This window comes from Streptomyces sp. NPDC006624, assembly GCF_040611555.1.
GTDB lineage: Bacteria > Actinomycetota > Actinomycetes > Streptomycetales > Streptomycetaceae > Streptomyces.
Genome location: NZ_JBEXOM010000011.1, coordinates 37510 through 53906, shown reverse-complemented (window position 1 = coordinate 53906; position 16397 = coordinate 37510). Strand labels below are relative to the sequence as shown.

Here is a 16397-nt window from a genome sequence, read left to right as displayed (position 1 = left end):
GGAGCCGTGCGTGCCGGACATGACCGGGATCCACGACCACGACGTCCCCGCCGGCACCGCCGCGGACGGGCTCGACGCCCGGCTGGTGGTGGACCGGGGCGGCTTCCGCCTCGACGTGGCCCTGACCGCCGCCCCCGGCGAGGTCGTCGCCCTGCTCGGCCCGAACGGGGCGGGCAAGACCACCGCCCTGCGTGCGCTCGCCGGCCTGACCCCGCTCGGCGGCGGTCATCTGCGCCTGGACGGGACGGAGTTGGACCGCACGCCGCCCGAGTCGCGCCCGGTCGGGGTCGTCTTCCAGGACTACCTCCTCTTCCCGCACCTCACCGCCCTCGACAACGTGGCGTTCGGGCCCCGCTGCCAGGGCGTGCGGAAGGCGCAGGCCCGTGAGCGGGCGGCCGAGTGGCTCGACCGGCTGGGCCTCGCCGACCACGCCGGCACCAAGCCGCGCCGGCTCTCCGGCGGCCAGGCCCAGCGCGTCGCCCTGGCCCGCGCCCTGGCCACACGCCCCCGGCTGCTGCTCCTCGACGAGCCCCTGGCGGCCCTCGACGCCCGCACCCGGCTGGAGGTCCGGGCCCGACTGCGGCGACATCTGGCCGACTTCGAGGCGGTCGCCGTCCTCGTCACGCACGACCCGCTCGACGCCATGGTCCTGGCCGACCGCCTGGTGGTCGTCGAGCACGGCCGGGTCGTCCAGGAGGGCGTCCCGTCCGACATCGCCCGCCATCCCCGTACCGACTACATCGCGCGGCTGGTCGGTCTGAACCTGTACCGGGGCGAGGCCGACGGCCACACCGTCCGGCTCGCCGACGGGCCGCTGCTCACCACCGCGGAGCTGCTGTCCGGGCCGGTCTTCGTGGCCTTCCCGCCCAGCGCGGTCACCCTGCACCGCGACCGGCCCACCGGCTCCAGCGCCCGCAACCTCTGGCACGGCGAGATCGCCGGGCTGGAGACCCACGGCGACCAGATCCGCGCCGACCTCACCGGCGAACTCCCCCTGGCCGCGGACCTGACCACCGTCGCCGCGGCCGAACTCGGCCTGCACCCGGGCGCGGAGGTCTGGGCGACGGTCAAGGCGGCGCAGACCCACGCCTACCCGGTGTGACGGCCCGTCCGCCGCACGAGCCGCCCTCCCCGGGGCAGGACAGCGTTTCTGACGCGCCGCCACACGCCCGGGGCGCTCCGGACGCGTGACCGCGGTGTCGCCGGGTCGGTACGCTCCGACGGCACCGAGTCGGCAGGCCGTGGCCGACCCCCCTAGGAGCTGATGACCCGTCACCCCGGTCGGCGGCGACAGGCAAGATCGACAACTGGCCTAACCCATCCCGGCTTGCGAAAATGAGGGCCAGGGCCTATCTGCTCCTCTTCCCAGGAGGTACCCGTGAAGATGCTGATCAACGTCCCGGAGACCGTGGTCGCGGACGCGCTGCGCGGTATGGCGGCCGCCCACCCGGAGCTGACCGTGGACGTGGAGAACCGGGTGATCGTGCGGCGGGACGCTCCCGTGGCCGGAAAGGTGGGGCTGGTCTCGGGCGGCGGCTCGGGGCACGAGCCGCTGCACGGTGGTTTCGTGGGTCCCGGCATGCTGTCGGCGGCCTGTCCGGGCGAGGTGTTCACCTCCCCCGTGCCCGACCAGATGCTGCGCGCGGCCGCCGCCGTGGACAGCGGGGCCGGGGTGCTGTTCATCGTGAAGAACTACACCGGCGACGTGCTCAACTTCGACATGGCCGCCGAGCTGGCCGAGGACGAGGGCATCCAGATCGCGAAGGTGCTGGTCAACGACGACGTGGCGGTGACCGACAGCCTCTACACGGCCGGGCGGCGCGGTACCGGCGCCACCCTGTTCGTGGAGAAGATCGCGGGGGCCGCCGCCGACGAGGGCATGCCGCTGGAGCGCGTGGAGGCGATCGCGCGGCAGGTGAACGAGAACTCCCGCAGTTTCGGTGTGGCGCTGAGCGCCTGCAGCACGCCCGCCAAGGGCAGCCCGACCTTCGATCTGCCGCCCGGCGAACTGGAGTTGGGCATCGGCATCCACGGCGAGCCCGGCCGGGAGCGGCGGGCGATGATGACCTCCGGCGAGATCGCCGAGGCCGCCGTGGAGGCCGTGGTCGAGGACCTGCGGCCGCGCAATCCGGTGCTGGTCCTGGTCAACGGCATGGGCGCGACGCCGCTGCTGGAGCTGTACGGCTTCAACGCCGAGGTGCACCGGGTGCTGGCCGCGCGCGGTGTGCCCGTGGCGCGGGTGCTGGTGGGCAACTACGTCACCTCGCTGGACATGGCGGGCGTCTCGCTCACCCTGTGCCAGGCCGACGAGGAGCTGCTGCGCCTGTGGGACGCGCCGGTGAAGACACCGGGCCTGCGCTGGGGCATGTGAGACGGACGGGGTAGAGGATCCGCACGTACCTACCAGGCAAGGAGACCCAGTGCTCGACGCCGACTTCTTCCGCCGCTGGATGACGGCGGCCGCCGCGTCCGTCGACCGCGAGGCGGAACGGCTCACCGCTCTCGACTCCCCCATCGGGGACGCCGACCACGGCACCAGCCTGCAGCGCGGCTTCCGGGCCGTGGTGGCCGCGCTGGAGAAGGAGTCCCCCGGCACGCCCGGCGGGATCCTGACGCTGGCCGGACGGCAGCTCATCTCGACGGTCGGCGGCGCTTCGGGGCCGCTGTACGGGACGCTGCTGCGCCGCACCGGCAAGGCGCTCGGCGACGCCGCCGAGGTGAGCGCCGAGCAGCTGGCCTCGGCGCTGCGGACCGGGGTGGAGGCGGTCATGACACTCGGCGGGGCCGCGCCGGGCGACAAGACCATGATCGACGCGCTGGTGCCCGCGGTGGACGCGCTCGGCGACTCGTTCGCGGCGGCGCGGACCGCGGCGGAGGAGGGTGCCGTGGCGACGACGCCCATGCTGGCGCGCAAGGGCCGGGCGAGTTATCTGGGCGAGCGCAGCATCGGGCACCAGGATCCCGGTGCCACGTCGTCGGCGCTGCTCGTCGCGGCCCTCGTGGAGGCCTCCCATGAGTGACGAGCGGCTGGTGGGGATCGTGCTGGTGTCGCACAGCGCGGAGGTGGCCGCGTCGGTCGCCGCGCTGGCCAAGGGTCTCGCGGGCGGCGGCACGGCGGTGCCCGTGGCCCCGGCGGGCGGCACCGAGGGCGGCGGGCTCGGGACGAGCTCCGAGCTGATCGCCGCCGCGGCGGCGTCCGTCGACCGCGGTGCCGGTGTCGCCGTGCTGACCGACCTGGGCAGCGCGGTGCTCACCGTGAAGGCGCTGCTCGCGGAGGGCGACGAACTCCCCGAAGGGACAAAGCTGGTGGACGCCCCGTTCCTGGAGGGAGCCGTGGCCGCGGTCGTCACGGCCGCCACCGGGGCCGACCTGGCGGCGGTGGAGGCGGCGGCCGCGGAGGCGTACACGTACCGGAAGGTGTGAGCAGCCGCAGGTCAAGGGGGCCGGGCACGCCGGGAGGACGGCGGGCCCGGCCTCCGGCACGTCCGTGACGTGCCGTCACCCCGCCCCGGCGCCCTCGGCCGGCCGGTCTCCGGCGACGAACTCCCGTGCCAGCCGCTCTCCGGCCGCCACGGCTTGCGCGTGGTCCTCGATGGGCGACACACGGCTGTTCTTGAACACGATGTAGGTCACGCCGGAGGGCACCCCGCCGCCGTGCGGGTCGGGCCGGATGCCGAGTGCCTCGGCGGTCGCGTAGGAGGCCTCGCCGATGATGCCCTGCGGGCCCGTGTCGCCGACGACGGCGTACTGCACCCGGTCCCGGTGGATGACGGCCACGACCGAGCCGCCGGTGATGCCGTGTTCCCGGAAGTCCCAGATGCGGCTCGGCGCCGGCACGACGATGAAGGGGAGGCGTTCGGCGCTCAGCGGGCGCCCGTCGGACTGGGCGAACGCCGTGGTGGGCGCGAAGTAGGGGTCGGTGCGGCGGTTGCAGCGGGGTCCGGGCCGGCCGTCGCAGTCGATGTCCATGTCCGCCTTCCAGAACACCGCCGTCGGGGTGCCGCAGACGGGGATGTTCGCGGGGGCTCCGTTGTCGCTGCGGTACCGGCCGCGGGAGACGGGAGCGCAGTCGCGCACCTTGGCCAGCAGGTCGGCGGCGGGGACGGTGCCCTCGCGCCACTCCACCGGCAGGGGGTGCGCCTGGGTCTGGGCGGGGGCTGTGGACGGGGCGAGCAGGGCGACGCTGGCCGCGGCCAGGGTGAGCGACTGGACACGCACGATACGGGAGCCTCTCGTCGGGGACCTGACGGGCACTCAGCCCAATCTGGCCCCGGGGCGATCACCCGTCCACCTCTGGGGGGCCGGACGGTGCACCCCGTCAACCCACGACGGGGGCCGGGCGCCTGAGTCCGTGTGAGACCCGGGCCGCCCGGCCGCCCGCACCGGCGCGGGATCTGCGACGACAGCGGTCCGCGCGACAGGTCCGAACTCCTCGACGTGCGTCAGGAGTTCGACCGAACGGAATATCAGCATACGTAACCCCTGGGGGTGGTCGCGCACCATGGGGTGCCACCTGTGCACGGACAGCACCCACCGCGCCTCCCGACGCCCTCTTGATGTGATCGCGTCAGTCACGTCATATTGGTCCGGACCATTCCCGAGTGCCGTCCCGGGAGGCTGTGCCGTGCGACGCCTCATCGCCCCTCGCCGTTGCGCCGTGCTCTGCGCGACGCTCACGCTCGTCACCTCCTGCGGCTGGGCCGGAACCGGCCGCGGCGACGGCGGTTCACCTCCCGGCGCGCCCACCGGGGTCACCGCCGAGGCGGGCAGCGCGACGAGCGTGCACGTCATGTGGAACGCCACCGCGCGGGCCGAGGGCTACGAGGTGTATCGGGGCACCACGAAGGTCAGGGAAGTGCCCGGTGCGGAGCACATGGTGGACGTCACCAGGCTGCGTCCCTCCACCACGTACGTCTTCTCCGTGCGGGCCCGCGACGCCGACGGGCGGCTCGGACCGCCCAGCCGCGAGGTCCGGGCGACCACACCCGCGGCCGCGGCGGACGACCGCACGCCCCCGGCCCGCCCGGCGGCGCCCCGCGGGCGGGCGGCCGGCAGCCGGGCCGTCCAGTTGTCCTGGTCCGCCTCGACGGACGACCGGGACGTGGTGTCGTACGACATCCACCAGGGGGACACGAAGATCCACAGTGTGGGCGGGAACCAGACGGCCACCGTGGTCACGGGGCTGCGGCCCGGCACGGACTACGTGTTCAGCGTCCGGGCCCGGGACGCCGCCGGCAACGTCTCCCCCGCCAGTGCCGCCGTCCGCCTCACCACCCCGGGCACCGGCGACGGCCGCGGCACCGCGCCCACCGGCTTCCGGGCGGCGAGCCACCGCGAGGACGGGGCGTACCACCTCGATCTGAGCTGGGTGCCGCCGCGGGTGGACGGCGTGGTCACCGAGTACGAGGTGCGGCTGGACGGCCGCACGGCCACGTCCCTCGTGTTCGGCGGGAACCCCCCGCGCGACCGGGCGACCTACAGCTTCTACGTGGGGCGGGAGCCCGGCCGGACCCACCGTGTCCGCATCCGGGCGATGCTGCCGGACGGCACCTGGGGAGGCTTCTCGCAGGAGCGGACCGTGACCACCGGCGGGAAGCGCTGAGGACCTCCCCGGCCCTCGCCCGGACGGACCCGCCGTCACCTGCACGGCGGCACCCGGCGTGCGGCGCGGACGCCGGGCGCTTTGGCTGACCCTGAGGCAGCACGGGCGTTCCCGACCCTCGGCGGCGCTAGGGATGTACCGCCAACCGTGCCGCCGGAGGGCAGTCCACATGCGCAACTCATCGTCAGTTCTCCGCTCCGGCCTGACCGTGGCCGCCGCCGCGCTGCCCCTTGCTCTGGCGGCGGTGCCCGCTGCCGCGGGCCCGGGCATCTCCGTCAGCACCACGGGTTCCACGGTGTCGGTCACGACCACCTCCTGCACCCAGATCAACGGCAGCTGGGGCACCGCCTCCCTGCTGACCAGCAGCCAGGGCAGCTTCGCCCAGGGCCGCCAGGTGACCCTGTCGGGGACGGCCACGAACCAGTCGGCCGCCTGGTCGAACGTCACCCCGGGCACGTACACCGTCATCGTCATCTGCTCCGACGGCACCACCGCGGGCACGCAGTCCGTCGTGGTGTCCACCGCCTCCCCCACCCCCTCGCGGTCCGCGACCCCGTCGCCCTCGCCGTCGCGGGGCGTCATGGGCGGGTTCGGCGGCAGCTCGACGGACTACGGCACCGTCACCCTGGTGGCGGGCGGCACGCTGGTCGGGTCCGGTCTCATCGCGACCGCCTGGTACCTGCGCCGGCGCAACAAGCCGTACCGGCTCTGACCCGGTGCGGACGGCGGCCCGCCTGGCCGAAGCGCTCCGGCCGGGCGGGCCGTCGTCATGCCCGGGGCCGGGCGGGGCGTCGTCATGCCCGGGGCCGGGCGGGGCGGGCCGGCCGGGTCTCGGGCAGCTCGGCGAAGTCCGCCAGGGCCCGCCTGAGCCACTGGGTCCAGAACGTCTCCAGGTCGATGCCGGCCTGCAGGACCAGATGCCGCAGCCGGTCCTCGGCGCTGTCCCGGCCGGGCGGGAAGTCTCGCTTGTCGATCTCCCGGTACTCCGCCAGCTGCTTCTCGTGCAGCTCCAGATGGCGGCGCAGATCGGCCTCCAGACCGGCGGTGCCGACCACGGCCGCGGCCCGCAGCCGCAGCAGCAGCGGGTCGCGGTGCGGCTTGGGGTCCTGGGAGGCGGCGGTCCAGCGGGCCAGTTCGGCGCGGCCCGCGGGCAGGACCTCGTAGCTCTTCTTCTGCCCGCGGGCCGGCTGCTCGGACGGCAGGGCCCTGATCAGCCCGTCGGACTCCAGTCTTCCCAGCTCGCGATAGATCTGCTGGTGCGTCGCGGACCAGAAGTACCCGATCGACCGGTCGAACCGGCGGGTCAGCTCCAGGCCCGAGGACGGCCTCTCGAGCAGGGCGGTGAGGATCGCGTGCGGGAGTGACATGGAGTCATCCTAGGGACGGGCCGCGGTGCCCCTACAGGGCCGCGGCCAGCTCCGTGCCCTGCTTGATGGCACGCTTGGCGTCCAGTTCCGCCGCCACGTCCGCGCCGCCGATGAGGTGGGCGCTGCGCCCGGCGGCGAGCAGCTCGTCGTAGAGGCCGCGCCGGGGCTCCTGGCCGGTGCACAGCACGATCGTGTCGACCGGGAGCACCGTGCTCTCCTCGCCGACGGTGAGGTGCAGCCCGGCGTCGTCGATGCGGTCGTAGCGCACGCCCGGGACCATGGTGACGCCGCGGTGCTTGAGTTCGGTGCGGTGGATCCAGCCGGTGGTCTTGCCGAGGCCGGCGCCGACCTTGGACGTCTTGCGCTGCAGCAGGTGGACGGTGCGCGGCGGGGCGGGCCGCTCGGGTGCGGCGAGGCCGCCGGGGCCGCGGTAGTCCATGTCGACGCCCCACTGGCGGAAGTACGTCCGCGGGTCCTCGTGGGCCTTGTCGCCGCCGTCGGTGAGGAACTCGGCGACGTCGAAGCCGATGCCGCCCGCGCCGAGGATCGCGACCCGGTCGCCGACGGGGGCGCCGTCGCGGAGCACGTCGAGGTAGCCGAGGACGCTCGGGTGGTCCACGCCCGGGATGTCCGGGGTCCGGGGGGTGACGCCGGTGGCGACGACGACCTCGTCGAAGCCGTCGAGCCCGGTGGCCGTGACGTGCGTGTTCAGCCGGACGTCGACGCCGTGCCAGTCGAGCTGGGTGCGGAAGTAGCGCAGCGTCTCGTCGAACTCCTGCTTGCCGGGGACCTTGCGGGCGACGTTGAGCTGGCCGCCGATCTCGCTCGCGGCGTCGAACAGCGTCACCTCGTGCCCGCGCTCGGCGGCGGAGACCGCGCAGGCCAGTCCGGCCGGGCCGGCGCCGACGACCGCGACGCGCTTGCGCAGCCGGGTCGGGGAGAGCACCAGCTCGGTCTCGTGGCAGGCGCGCGGGTTGACCAGGCAGGAGGTGATCAGGCCGCTGAAGGTGTGGTCGAGGCAGGCCTGGTTGCAGCCGATGCAGGTGTTGATCGCCTCGGGGCGGCCGGCCTCGGCCTTGGTGACGAAGTCGGGGTCGGCGAGCATCGGCCGGGCCATGGACACCATGTCGGCCGCGCCCTCGGCGAGCAGCTCCTCGGCGAGCTCGGGGGTGTTGATGCGGTTGGTGGTGACCAGCGGGACGGACACCTCGCCCATGAGCCGCTTGGTCACCCAGGTGTAGGCGCCGCGCGGCACGGAGGTCGCGATGGTGGGGATGCGGGCCTCGTGCCAGCCGATGCCGGTGTTGATGATCGTCGCCCCGGCGGCCTCGACGGCCTTGGCGAGCGTGATCACCTCGTCCAGGGTCGAGCCGCCGGGGACGAGGTCGAGCATGGACAGCCGGTAGATGACGATGAAGTCCTCGCCGACCGCCTCGCGCACCCGGCGCACGATCTCCAGCGGGAAGCGCGTGCGGTTCTCGTACGAGCCGCCCCAGCGGTCGGTGCGCTGGTTGGTCTGCCGGGCGATGAACTCGTTGATGAGGTAGCCCTCGGAGCCCATGATCTCGACGCCGTCGTACCCGGCCTGCCGGGCGAGGCGGGCGGCACGGACGTAGTCCTCGATCGTGCGCTCGATGTCGGCGTCGGTGAGCTCGCGGGGCGGGAAGGGGCTGATGGGCGCCTGGAGGGGGCTGGGGGCGACCAGGTCCTTGTGGTAGGCGTAGCGGCCGAAGTGCAGGATCTGCATCGCGATGCGCCCACCGGCCTGGTGCACGGCGTCGGTGATGACGCGGTGCTGCTCGGCCTCCGCCTCGGTGGTGAGCTTGGCGCCGCCCTCGTAGGGCCGCCCCTCGTCGTTGGGGGCGATGCCGCCGGTGACGATGAGGCCCACTCCCCCGCGGGCCCGGGCGGCGTAGAAGGCGGCCATGCGCGCGAACCCGCCCTCGGCCTCCTCCAGGCCTACGTGCATCGAGCCCATGAGGACGCGGTTGGGCAGGGTGGTGAAGCCCAGGTCGAGGGGGCTCAGCAGGTGCGGGTAACGGCTCATCGGGCCCTCCGTGCGCGGTGTCGTTCCCGTAGTTGTAGAGGACTACCGCCGGTTTATGCAACTAGTTGCACAAGGTGTGGGAGAGGGCACAGCAGGGCCGGGTGGCGAGGGCGGTGGAACCGGGGACGGCGGGCGCGGTGAGCTGCGGCGCGGGCACGCGTGCCGGGCGGTGCCGCGCAGCACACGGGCGGTTCCCCGGGCGCCGGGGTGTGCCGCGCCGACCCGGAGACGTGACGGGGGGCGGGGCGAGGGCGGGGACCTGCCGGCAGTCCGGACGCGACGCGGGCACGCCGGACGGCGCTGCGGAGGCGCCGCTACGGAGTCCAGCGGCGGTCGGTGGCGGTCAGCGGCTCTGGAGCCGTACGTGCAGTTCCTCCTCCTGGTCGCCGGAGGCCGTGCTCAGGTCGTGCACGTCGAACAGCGAGTCCAGGGTGGTCCGCAGCCGCTCGACGGCCCAGTACCCGCCGTACAGGTCGGCGTCGACCGAGGAGGACAGCCGGGCCTCCGGGCGGGCGCCCTCGTGCGCGTCGGCGACGTCGAAGGTGCCGAGCCACACGGTGGGACGGGTCTCGTCGAGTTCCTCGGGGACGTCGTCGGCGCACCGGTCGGACTCGAAGCAGGCGCACAGCGTGTCGAACACGACCCGCGCGTCCTGCACACTGCACCCGCTGATCTCGACCGAGACGGAGTGGGGGCGCGCTCGTGCCTCGTCCATGGCCATCGTGATCGCTCCTCTCGTGGCGCCCCGCCGCCTTGCCCGACCTACCCAGCAAAGCACCACCTTCCGGGGAGCACTACCGGCGCCGCCCCGCCATGAGGGCGAAGCCGCGGGGCGGCCCGTGCCGGGGTGGGAGATGCGGAAAGGTGACGGAAGGGGCCTCGGAGGGACGGCTCCGCGCGGTAGAACTGGGGTGTGGGCACCGTGACGGCGTGCCGCGAGGAACGGCGAAGGCGGGGCGTGGGATGAGTGCGAGCGGGTCTGCCGAAGCCGGCGGCGACCGTTCGGCCGGCGGGTCGGCGCGGCCCAGCGGGCTGCTCGACGTCCTGCGCGTGGCCTCGGTGGTCCTGGACTCCGCGGGCCGCATCGTGCTGTGGAGCCCGCAGGCCGAGGAGCTGTTCGGGTACGAGGCGCGGGAGGCGCTCGGGCAGTACGCCGCCCGGATCATGGTCCACGAGGAGCACGTCGACCTCGTGGTGAAGCTGTTCGCGGACGTCATGGGCACCGGGCAGAGCTGGGCCGGGGCGTTCCCGGTCCGCCGCAAGGACGGCAGCACCCGGCTCGTGGAGTTCCGCAACATGCGGCTGCTCGACGACCAGGGCGACGTCTACGCGCTGGGGCTGTGCGCCGACCAGTCGACCGTGCGCCGGCTGGAGCGGGAGGTGGCGCTGTCGACGCGGATGATCGCGCAGTCCCCGATCGGCCTGGCGGTGCTGGACACCGACCTGCGGTACGTCTCGGTCAACCCCGCGCTGGAGGACATCAACGGCGTGCCGGCCGAGGAGCACCTGGGCCGCACGGTGCGCGAGGTGGTGCCGCGGATGGACGCCGACGCCCTGGAGGCCGCGGCGCGCCGGGTGCTGCGGACGGGCCGGCCGGTCGTCGACCAGTCGACCATCGGCCGCACCCCGGCCGACCCGCACCAGGACCACGCCTGGTCGGTCTCGCTGTACCGGCTGGAGAACGCCTTCGGGACGGTGCTGGGCGTGGCCGTCTCGATCGTCGACGTCACCGAGCAGTACCGGGCCGGTATCGAGGCCGAGGCGGCGCGGCGGCGGCTGGCGCTCATCGCGGACGCCTCGGGCCGTATCGGCACCACCCTGGACCTGGACCACACGGCCCGCGAACTCGCCGAGGTGGCCGTGCCGGAACTCGCCGACGTCGCGGCCGTCGACCTGCTCGACGCCGTGGTGCAGGGCCGGCAGTCCAGTCTCGGCCCGGCCGAGGCGGCGGTGATCCGGGCCCTGGCGGTCCAGGCCTACGACTCCGCGGAGGCGCTGGAGGCGGCCGACCCGCCCGGGCAGGTGGCCCGGTACGCGCCCGACCGGCTCGTCACCCAGTGCGTGCGCACGGCGAACCCGGTGCTGCTGCCGGAGGTCGGGGACGAGGACCTGGCGCGCATCGCCCGGTCCCCGGAGGCGGCCCGGCTGCTGAGCCGGGCCGGGGTGCACTCCTATCTGGCGGTGCCGCTGATCGCGCGCGGCGAGGTGCTGGGCGCCCTGGACCTCAAACGCACCCGCAATCCCCTGCCGTTCACCGAGGACGACCTGCTGCTGGCGCGCGAGCTGGCGGCCCGGGCCGCCGTGCAGATCGACAACGCCCGCTGGTACCAGAGCGCCCGCGACACCGCGCTCACCCTCCAGCGCAGCCTGCTGCCCAGCCATCCGCCGGTGACGGGCGGGCTGGAGGTCGCCTCCCGCTACCAGCCGGCCGGGGCCACGAGCGAGGTCGGCGGCGACTGGTTCGACGTCATCCCGCTGGACGGCGGCAGGACCGCGCTCGTCGTCGGGGACGTGATGGGCAGCGGCATCCCCGCGGCGGCGGCCATGGGGCGGCTGCGGACGGCGACCAACACGCTGGCCTCCCTCGGCCTGGACCCGGCCGTGCTGCTGGAGCACCTGGACAGGATCACGGCCGGTCTCGAGCAGGTCATCGCGACCTGCGTGTACGCCGTCCACGATCCGCATCTGCGGGAGTGCCGGATCGCCAACGCCGGGCATCTGCCGCCGGTGCGCCTGCGGGCCGGGCGGCCTCCGGAGCTGCTCGACCTGCCGACGGGGGTGCCGCTCGGCGTGGGCGGGGTGGCCTTCTCCACGACCACCGTCGACCTGGAGGCCGGGGACCGGCTGGTGCTCTACACCGACGGCCTGGTCGAGACCCGGCGCGACCCGCTGGACGAACGGCTCGACACGCTGCTGTCCCTGCTCGACGGGCCCGACCGGCCGTTGGAGGAGGTCTGCGACGAGCTGCTGCGCACGCTGCACGAGCCGGACAACTTCGACGACGTGGCGTTGCTGATCGCGCGGGCCACGGCACCCGGCTGACCGGCACGGGACCGGGAGGCTCCGCCCCGGCCCGGAGTGGAGCCGGCCCTGCGGTGCGTGGGCGCCTCAAGGGGGTCCGCCCAGCATGATCTTCCACACCCGGGTCGCGACCTGCAGGTTGAGGCGGTCCTCCACGTTCGTGAGGTCGTGGCCGCTGATCTCGCGGATGCGTTGGAGCCGGTAGCGAAGCGTGCTGCGGTGGATCGCGAGGGATTCGGCGGTCTCGGTGTAGTTGCCGCCGCAGTCGAAGTAGCGGGACAGGGTCTCCACGAGCGCCGTACGGTGCCGGCCGTCGTAGTCGACGAGCTGTCCGAGCCATTCCCTGACGAACCCGTCCAGCTCCTGGTACTCGTTCCCAGGTCCCAGGATGCGGTAGAGACCCAGATCGTCGAAGAACGTCGTGCCATATCGGCTCCGAGACCGGCGGCGTACCTCCAGGGCACGCAGTGCCTCCTGGTAGCGGCCGGGAATACCGCCCGGGGTGTCGCAGCGGGCACTCACCCCGATCGTCCCGTCCGGTGTGCCGGTCTCCCGGGCGAGGGTCTCGTACAAGGCGTGGCCGTCGGGCCTGCCCTCGGCGACCAGGACCACGTGGTCGGAACGCCGGGTCACCAGCGACGGCATCCCCACGGCCGAAGCCGCGCGGCCCACGATCCGGGCGAAGGCGTCGTCCGGGGCCCGGCTCCTCCACTGCACGACGACCACGTACTGGATGCGGTGCAGGTCGTGTCCGAACGCCTCGGACCGGGCGTAGGCGCTCGCCTCGTCCGTGCCTCCCAGAAGGTCGTCGACCAGTGCGCGGCGCAGTCGCAGCTCCACCTCCGCCAGATGGCGCAGGTGCGACAGTTCCAGGGCGAGGGACGTGGCGGCGTGCTCCAGAGCGAACACGGTGTACTCGTCGGCGTCGTCCCGGGGGTCGACCAGGGCCAGCACTCCGAGGACCTCACCGCGGGGGCGTACCAGGGAGATCAGTCGGTCCTTGACGCGCACGGGCCCGCCTCTGCGGGCGACCTCCTGGAGCATCTCTTCACGGCGGGCGGGGTCCGGTTCCGGATAGGGGTCGGGCCGGCCGGGACCGGTCCAGGACCGCAGCCGGCCGAAGCGGTCCTCCACCAGCACCGGAAATCCGGTGAGTTCATGCAGTGCGCTGGTGACGGCCTCCTCGCCGCCGCCCGACGCCGCGGCCTCGGCGAACGCGTCCTGCACGGCCCGCTCATATCCCGCCTCGGCCGTGAGGGAGATCAGCCGCTGCTGGAGGGTTGCGCGTTCCCGTCGCAGCCGGTGCAGTTCCAGCGCGTCGTCCTGCCGGCGGCGGTGGTCGACGGCGACCGACAGGGCTGCGGCGGTGAGGCGTACCAGCGTGGCGAGCAGGACGTGCTGGGCATGGGTGGGCCGGGTGCGCGACGTCACCACGAGGTAGCCGTGCAGTCCACCGGGTCCGTGCAGGGCCAGTGCCCGGCCCCGTGACCGGCCGGGAACGGCCACGGGGCCGTCCCGCCCCGTCAGCTCCCGCACCGTCCGGTCGACGGCTGCCGCGTGCTCCGGCCCGCCCTGCGGGCTGGGGACCAGGTGGCCGTGCACCCTGAGGTATCCGGCCTCGGCTCTGTACGGGCCGAGGGCCGACACGTGGTCCATGGCCAGGCGCAGGATCTCGCCTTCGTTCCGGGTGTCGAACAGGGCGCGGAAGACTGCCAGCAGTTCATGAGGGGGCCGGGTCCCCCGGACCGGGAAGGTGCCGGCGGGACCCGCTTCACGAGAGCGCCGGGCGCCACCCGGACGGCTCCGCGGAAGGCTGCCTTCCTGGCCGGGACGGCCTCGGTGCGGGTTCCGGGCCCAGCGGCCGACCATGGGATCACTCCCTTTCCCGAGCCCTCATGGAGGTGGGCGTACTCCGCCTACCCCGCTGAGACCGGCTCACCCGAGTTCTCGGGGGTTTTCGCCTCGTGCTCGCGGGGGGACGGGCTCCCTCGTTCTTTGACCTGCCGGGTGCAGGCGTGGAGCTGCCCGGTTCGCGAGTCTGAGGTGTGCCGGGTCCGCCGTGCACACAGGCAGGAAGGACTGCGCGATGACCGAGCAGCCTCGCAGGCCCGTTGCCGCGTACGAGACGTACCGGGAAGCCGAACGCGCCGTCGACCACCTCTCGGACCAGGGGTTTCCCATGGAGCGGGTGGCCATCGTCGGGGCGATCGCGGGCGCGCTGTTCGGTCTGCTGCCGTACGCCCTGCGGGGCGGCCGCCGGGACTTCGCCTCGCTCCGCTCGATGGAGCCGAGCCGGTACGACGGCGTCGTGGACGAAGCGGTCGCCGATGAGGCCGTACGGCTGCTCGGCGGGCCGCAGACCACCAACGTCGGCGGACCTCCCGCCCGTACGTGAACGATCGGATCCGCAGGTGCGGCGCGTGCCGCCGCACCGGGAGGAGTTCCTCATGGCCAAGGCAGTGGGCATCGACCTGGGCACCACGAACTCGGTGATCGCCGTGTGGGAGGGCGGCGAACCCTCCGTCGTGCCCAACAGCGAGGGCAACCGTACGACACCGTCCGTGGTGGCCTTCACCGACACCGGGGAGCGGCTGGTGGGCCAGCTGGCCCGGCGCCAGGCGATCCTCAACCCCAAGGGCACCATCTACTCGGCCAAGCGGTTCATCGGCCGGCACTTCGACGAGATCCCGGACGAGGCCAGGGCGGTGGCGTACGACGTCGTCGAGGGCCCGGGCGGTGTCGCCCGCTTCAAGGTGCGCGACAAGCTCTACGCGCCCGAGGAGATCAGCGCCCAGGTGCTGCGCAAACTCGCCGACGACGCCTCCAGGCAGCTCGGGGAGCGGGTCACGGAGGCGGTCATCACGGTGCCGGCCTACTTCAACGACGCCCAGCGCACCGCCACCAAGGACGCCGGGCGGATCGCGGGCCTCGAGGTGCTGCGGATCATCAACGAGCCGACCGCGGCCGCCCTCGCGTACGGCATGGACAAGAAGCAGCACGAGACGGTGCTGGTCTTCGACCTCGGCGGCGGCACGTTCGACGTGAGCATCCTCGACGTGGGCGACGGCGTGGTGGAGGTGCGTTCCACGGCGGGCGACAGTCACCTGGGCGGTGACGACTTCGACCGGCGTCTGGTGGATTACCTCGCGGACGACTTCCAGAAGGAGAACGGCATCGATCTGCGCAAGGACCCGCAGGCGCTGCAACGCCTGTTCGAAGCGGCGGAGAAGGCCAAGACCGAGCTGAGTTCGGTGACGCAGACACAGGTCAGCTTGCCGTTCATCACCGCCGACGCCTCGGGCCCCAAGCACCTCACCGACTCGGTCATGCGGTCCACGTTCGAGCAGATCACCAGCGACCTGGTGGAGCGGTGCCTGGAACCGGTCCAGCAGGCCATGGCCGACGCCAAGGTCGGCGAGAGCGACATCGACGAGGTCATCCTCGTCGGCGGTTCCACCCGCATCCCCGCCGTCCAGGCCCTCGTGCGCCGGCTGACCGGCGGCAAGGACCCCAACATGAGCGTCAACCCCGACGAGGTCGTGGCGCTGGGTGCCGCGATCCAGGCCGGGGTGCTCAAGGGCGAGGTCAAGGACGTCCTGCTGCTCGATGTCACCCCCCTGTCGCTGGGTGTCGAGACACGCGGCGGTGTGATGACGAAGATCATCGAGCGGAACACCACCATCCCCGTGCGCCGCACCGAGACCTTCTCCACCGCCGAGGACAACCAGCCGGCCGTCGACATCGTCGTCCTCCAGGGCGAGCGCGAACGGGCCGCCGACAACCGGGTGCTCGGCCGCTTCCAGCTCACCGACATCCGCCCGGCGCCGCGGGGCGAGCCGCAGGTCGAGGTCACCTTCGACATCGACGCCAACGGCATTCTCAACGTCAAGGCCGGAGACCAGGACACCGGCAAGGAACAGGGCATCACCATCACCGAGAGCTCCAACCTCGACCGCGGCGAAGTCGAACACATGGTCCAGGAGGCCGAGCGCAACCAGGGCCAGGACCAGGCCCTGCGCGAGGCCGTCGACGCCCGCAACGAGCTCGACGCCGTCGCCTACCAGGTCGACAAGCGCCTCGCCGAACTGGGCGACGCCGCGCCCGCGCACGAGAAGGCACGCGCCGAGATGCTGGTGTCGGACGCCCGGGCGGCGGTCAAGGAGGAGGCAGGCGTGGAGCGGGTGCGTCCGCTGACCTCCGAACTCCAGCAGGTGCTGTCAGCGCTGGCGGCGCATCAGGCCGGCGCCGCCACGGGCGGTCCCGGCCAGGGCACCACCGGGGACGGTGCGACCGGCGGCGGCCCGAGCGGCGGTGGCGGTGACGAGGACGTCATCGATGCCGAGTTCGACAAGGACTGAGG

The 16397-nt window shown here is 73.4% G+C and carries 14 protein-coding genes; 9 read left to right on the top strand and 5 right to left on the bottom strand.

All coding sequences use genetic code 11. From position 1 onward, the window contains the following. Positions 1–19: 19 nt before the first annotated feature. The 4 genes from ABZY20_RS21245 to ABZY20_RS21230 all read left to right on the top strand — a co-directional run bounded on the left by ABZY20_RS21245 (position 20) and on the right by ABZY20_RS21230 (position 3423). A complete protein-coding gene (locus tag ABZY20_RS21245) occupies positions 20–1102 on the top strand; it encodes an ABC transporter ATP-binding protein (RefSeq protein WP_356443254.1) in 1083 nt (360 codons plus the stop codon). A 276-nt stretch (positions 1103–1378) separates the two neighbouring features. Then, positions 1379–2371 (top strand): dihydroxyacetone kinase subunit DhaK, encoded by a 993-nt coding sequence (gene dhaK, locus ABZY20_RS21240; RefSeq protein WP_356443057.1) that lies wholly within the window; start codon positions 1379–1381, stop codon positions 2369–2371. A gap of 49 nt (positions 2372–2420) precedes the next feature. Beyond that, entirely contained in the window at positions 2421–3020 is a 600-nt protein-coding gene (gene dhaL, locus ABZY20_RS21235) for a dihydroxyacetone kinase subunit DhaL (protein ID WP_356443056.1), read from the top strand. After that, positions 3013–3423, top strand: a complete 411-nt coding sequence (locus tag ABZY20_RS21230) for a PTS fructose transporter subunit IIA (RefSeq protein WP_356443055.1) — start codon at positions 3013–3015, stop codon at positions 3421–3423. The genes dhaL and ABZY20_RS21230 overlap by 8 nt, the downstream gene beginning before the upstream one ends. A 75-nt stretch (positions 3424–3498) precedes the next feature. On the opposite strand, the gene ABZY20_RS21225 is transcribed toward ABZY20_RS21230, so the two are convergent. Next, positions 3499–4218, bottom strand: coding sequence for a glycoside hydrolase family 75 protein (locus tag ABZY20_RS21225; RefSeq protein WP_356443054.1), 720 nt, complete (start codon positions 4216–4218; stop codon positions 3499–3501). Between the two features lie 406 nt (positions 4219–4624). Here ABZY20_RS21225 and ABZY20_RS21220 point away from each other — a divergent pair, with 406 nt between their 5' ends. Together ABZY20_RS21220 and ABZY20_RS21215 are read left to right on the top strand one after the other, a co-directional pair. Further along, the gene (locus ABZY20_RS21220; protein ID WP_356443053.1) at positions 4625–5602 is read left to right on the top strand and encodes a fibronectin type III domain-containing protein; all 978 of its coding nucleotides are present in this window, start codon (positions 4625–4627) and stop codon (positions 5600–5602) included. Between the two features lie 169 nt (positions 5603–5771). Then, entirely contained in the window at positions 5772–6314 is a 543-nt protein-coding gene (locus tag ABZY20_RS21215; protein ID WP_356443052.1) for a hypothetical protein, read from the top strand. Positions 6315–6396: 82 nt separating this feature from the next. Here the strand turns inward: ABZY20_RS21215 and ABZY20_RS21210 are convergent, their stop codons facing one another. The 3 genes from ABZY20_RS21210 to ABZY20_RS21200 all read right to left on the bottom strand — a co-directional run bounded on the left by ABZY20_RS21210 (position 6397) and on the right by ABZY20_RS21200 (position 9731). Beyond that, positions 6397–6969 (bottom strand): PadR family transcriptional regulator, encoded by a 573-nt coding sequence (locus ABZY20_RS21210; RefSeq protein WP_356443051.1) that lies wholly within the window; start codon positions 6967–6969, stop codon positions 6397–6399. A 31-nt stretch (positions 6970–7000) separates the two neighbouring features. Next, a complete protein-coding gene (locus tag ABZY20_RS21205) occupies positions 7001–9016 on the bottom strand; it encodes an NADPH-dependent 2,4-dienoyl-CoA reductase (protein ID WP_356443050.1) in 2016 nt (671 codons plus the stop codon). Positions 9017–9359: 343 nt separating this feature from the next. Further along, positions 9360–9731: a hypothetical protein gene (locus ABZY20_RS21200; protein ID WP_356443253.1), complete on the bottom strand. Its 372-nt coding sequence runs from the start codon at positions 9729–9731 to the stop codon at positions 9360–9362. Between the two features lie 248 nt (positions 9732–9979). Here ABZY20_RS21200 and ABZY20_RS21195 point away from each other — a divergent pair, with 248 nt between their 5' ends. Further along, on the top strand, positions 9980–12058 hold the full coding sequence (locus tag ABZY20_RS21195; RefSeq protein ID WP_356443049.1) for a SpoIIE family protein phosphatase: 2079 nt from the start codon (positions 9980–9982) through the stop codon (positions 12056–12058). A gap of 66 nt (positions 12059–12124) precedes the next feature. Here the strand turns inward: ABZY20_RS21195 and ABZY20_RS21190 are convergent, their stop codons facing one another. After that, positions 12125–13693, bottom strand: a complete 1569-nt coding sequence (locus ABZY20_RS21190) for a helix-turn-helix domain-containing protein (protein WP_356443048.1) — start codon at positions 13691–13693, stop codon at positions 12125–12127. A gap of 430 nt (positions 13694–14123) precedes the next feature. Here ABZY20_RS21190 and ABZY20_RS21185 point away from each other — a divergent pair, with 430 nt between their 5' ends. Beyond that, the gene (locus ABZY20_RS21185; RefSeq protein WP_356443047.1) at positions 14124–14432 is read left to right on the top strand and encodes a general stress protein; all 309 of its coding nucleotides are present in this window, start codon (positions 14124–14126) and stop codon (positions 14430–14432) included. Between the two features lie 52 nt (positions 14433–14484). Further along, a complete protein-coding gene (gene dnaK, locus ABZY20_RS21180; protein ID WP_356443046.1) occupies positions 14485–16395 on the top strand; it encodes a molecular chaperone DnaK in 1911 nt (636 codons plus the stop codon). The last annotated feature ends 2 nt before the right edge of the window (positions 16396–16397 follow it).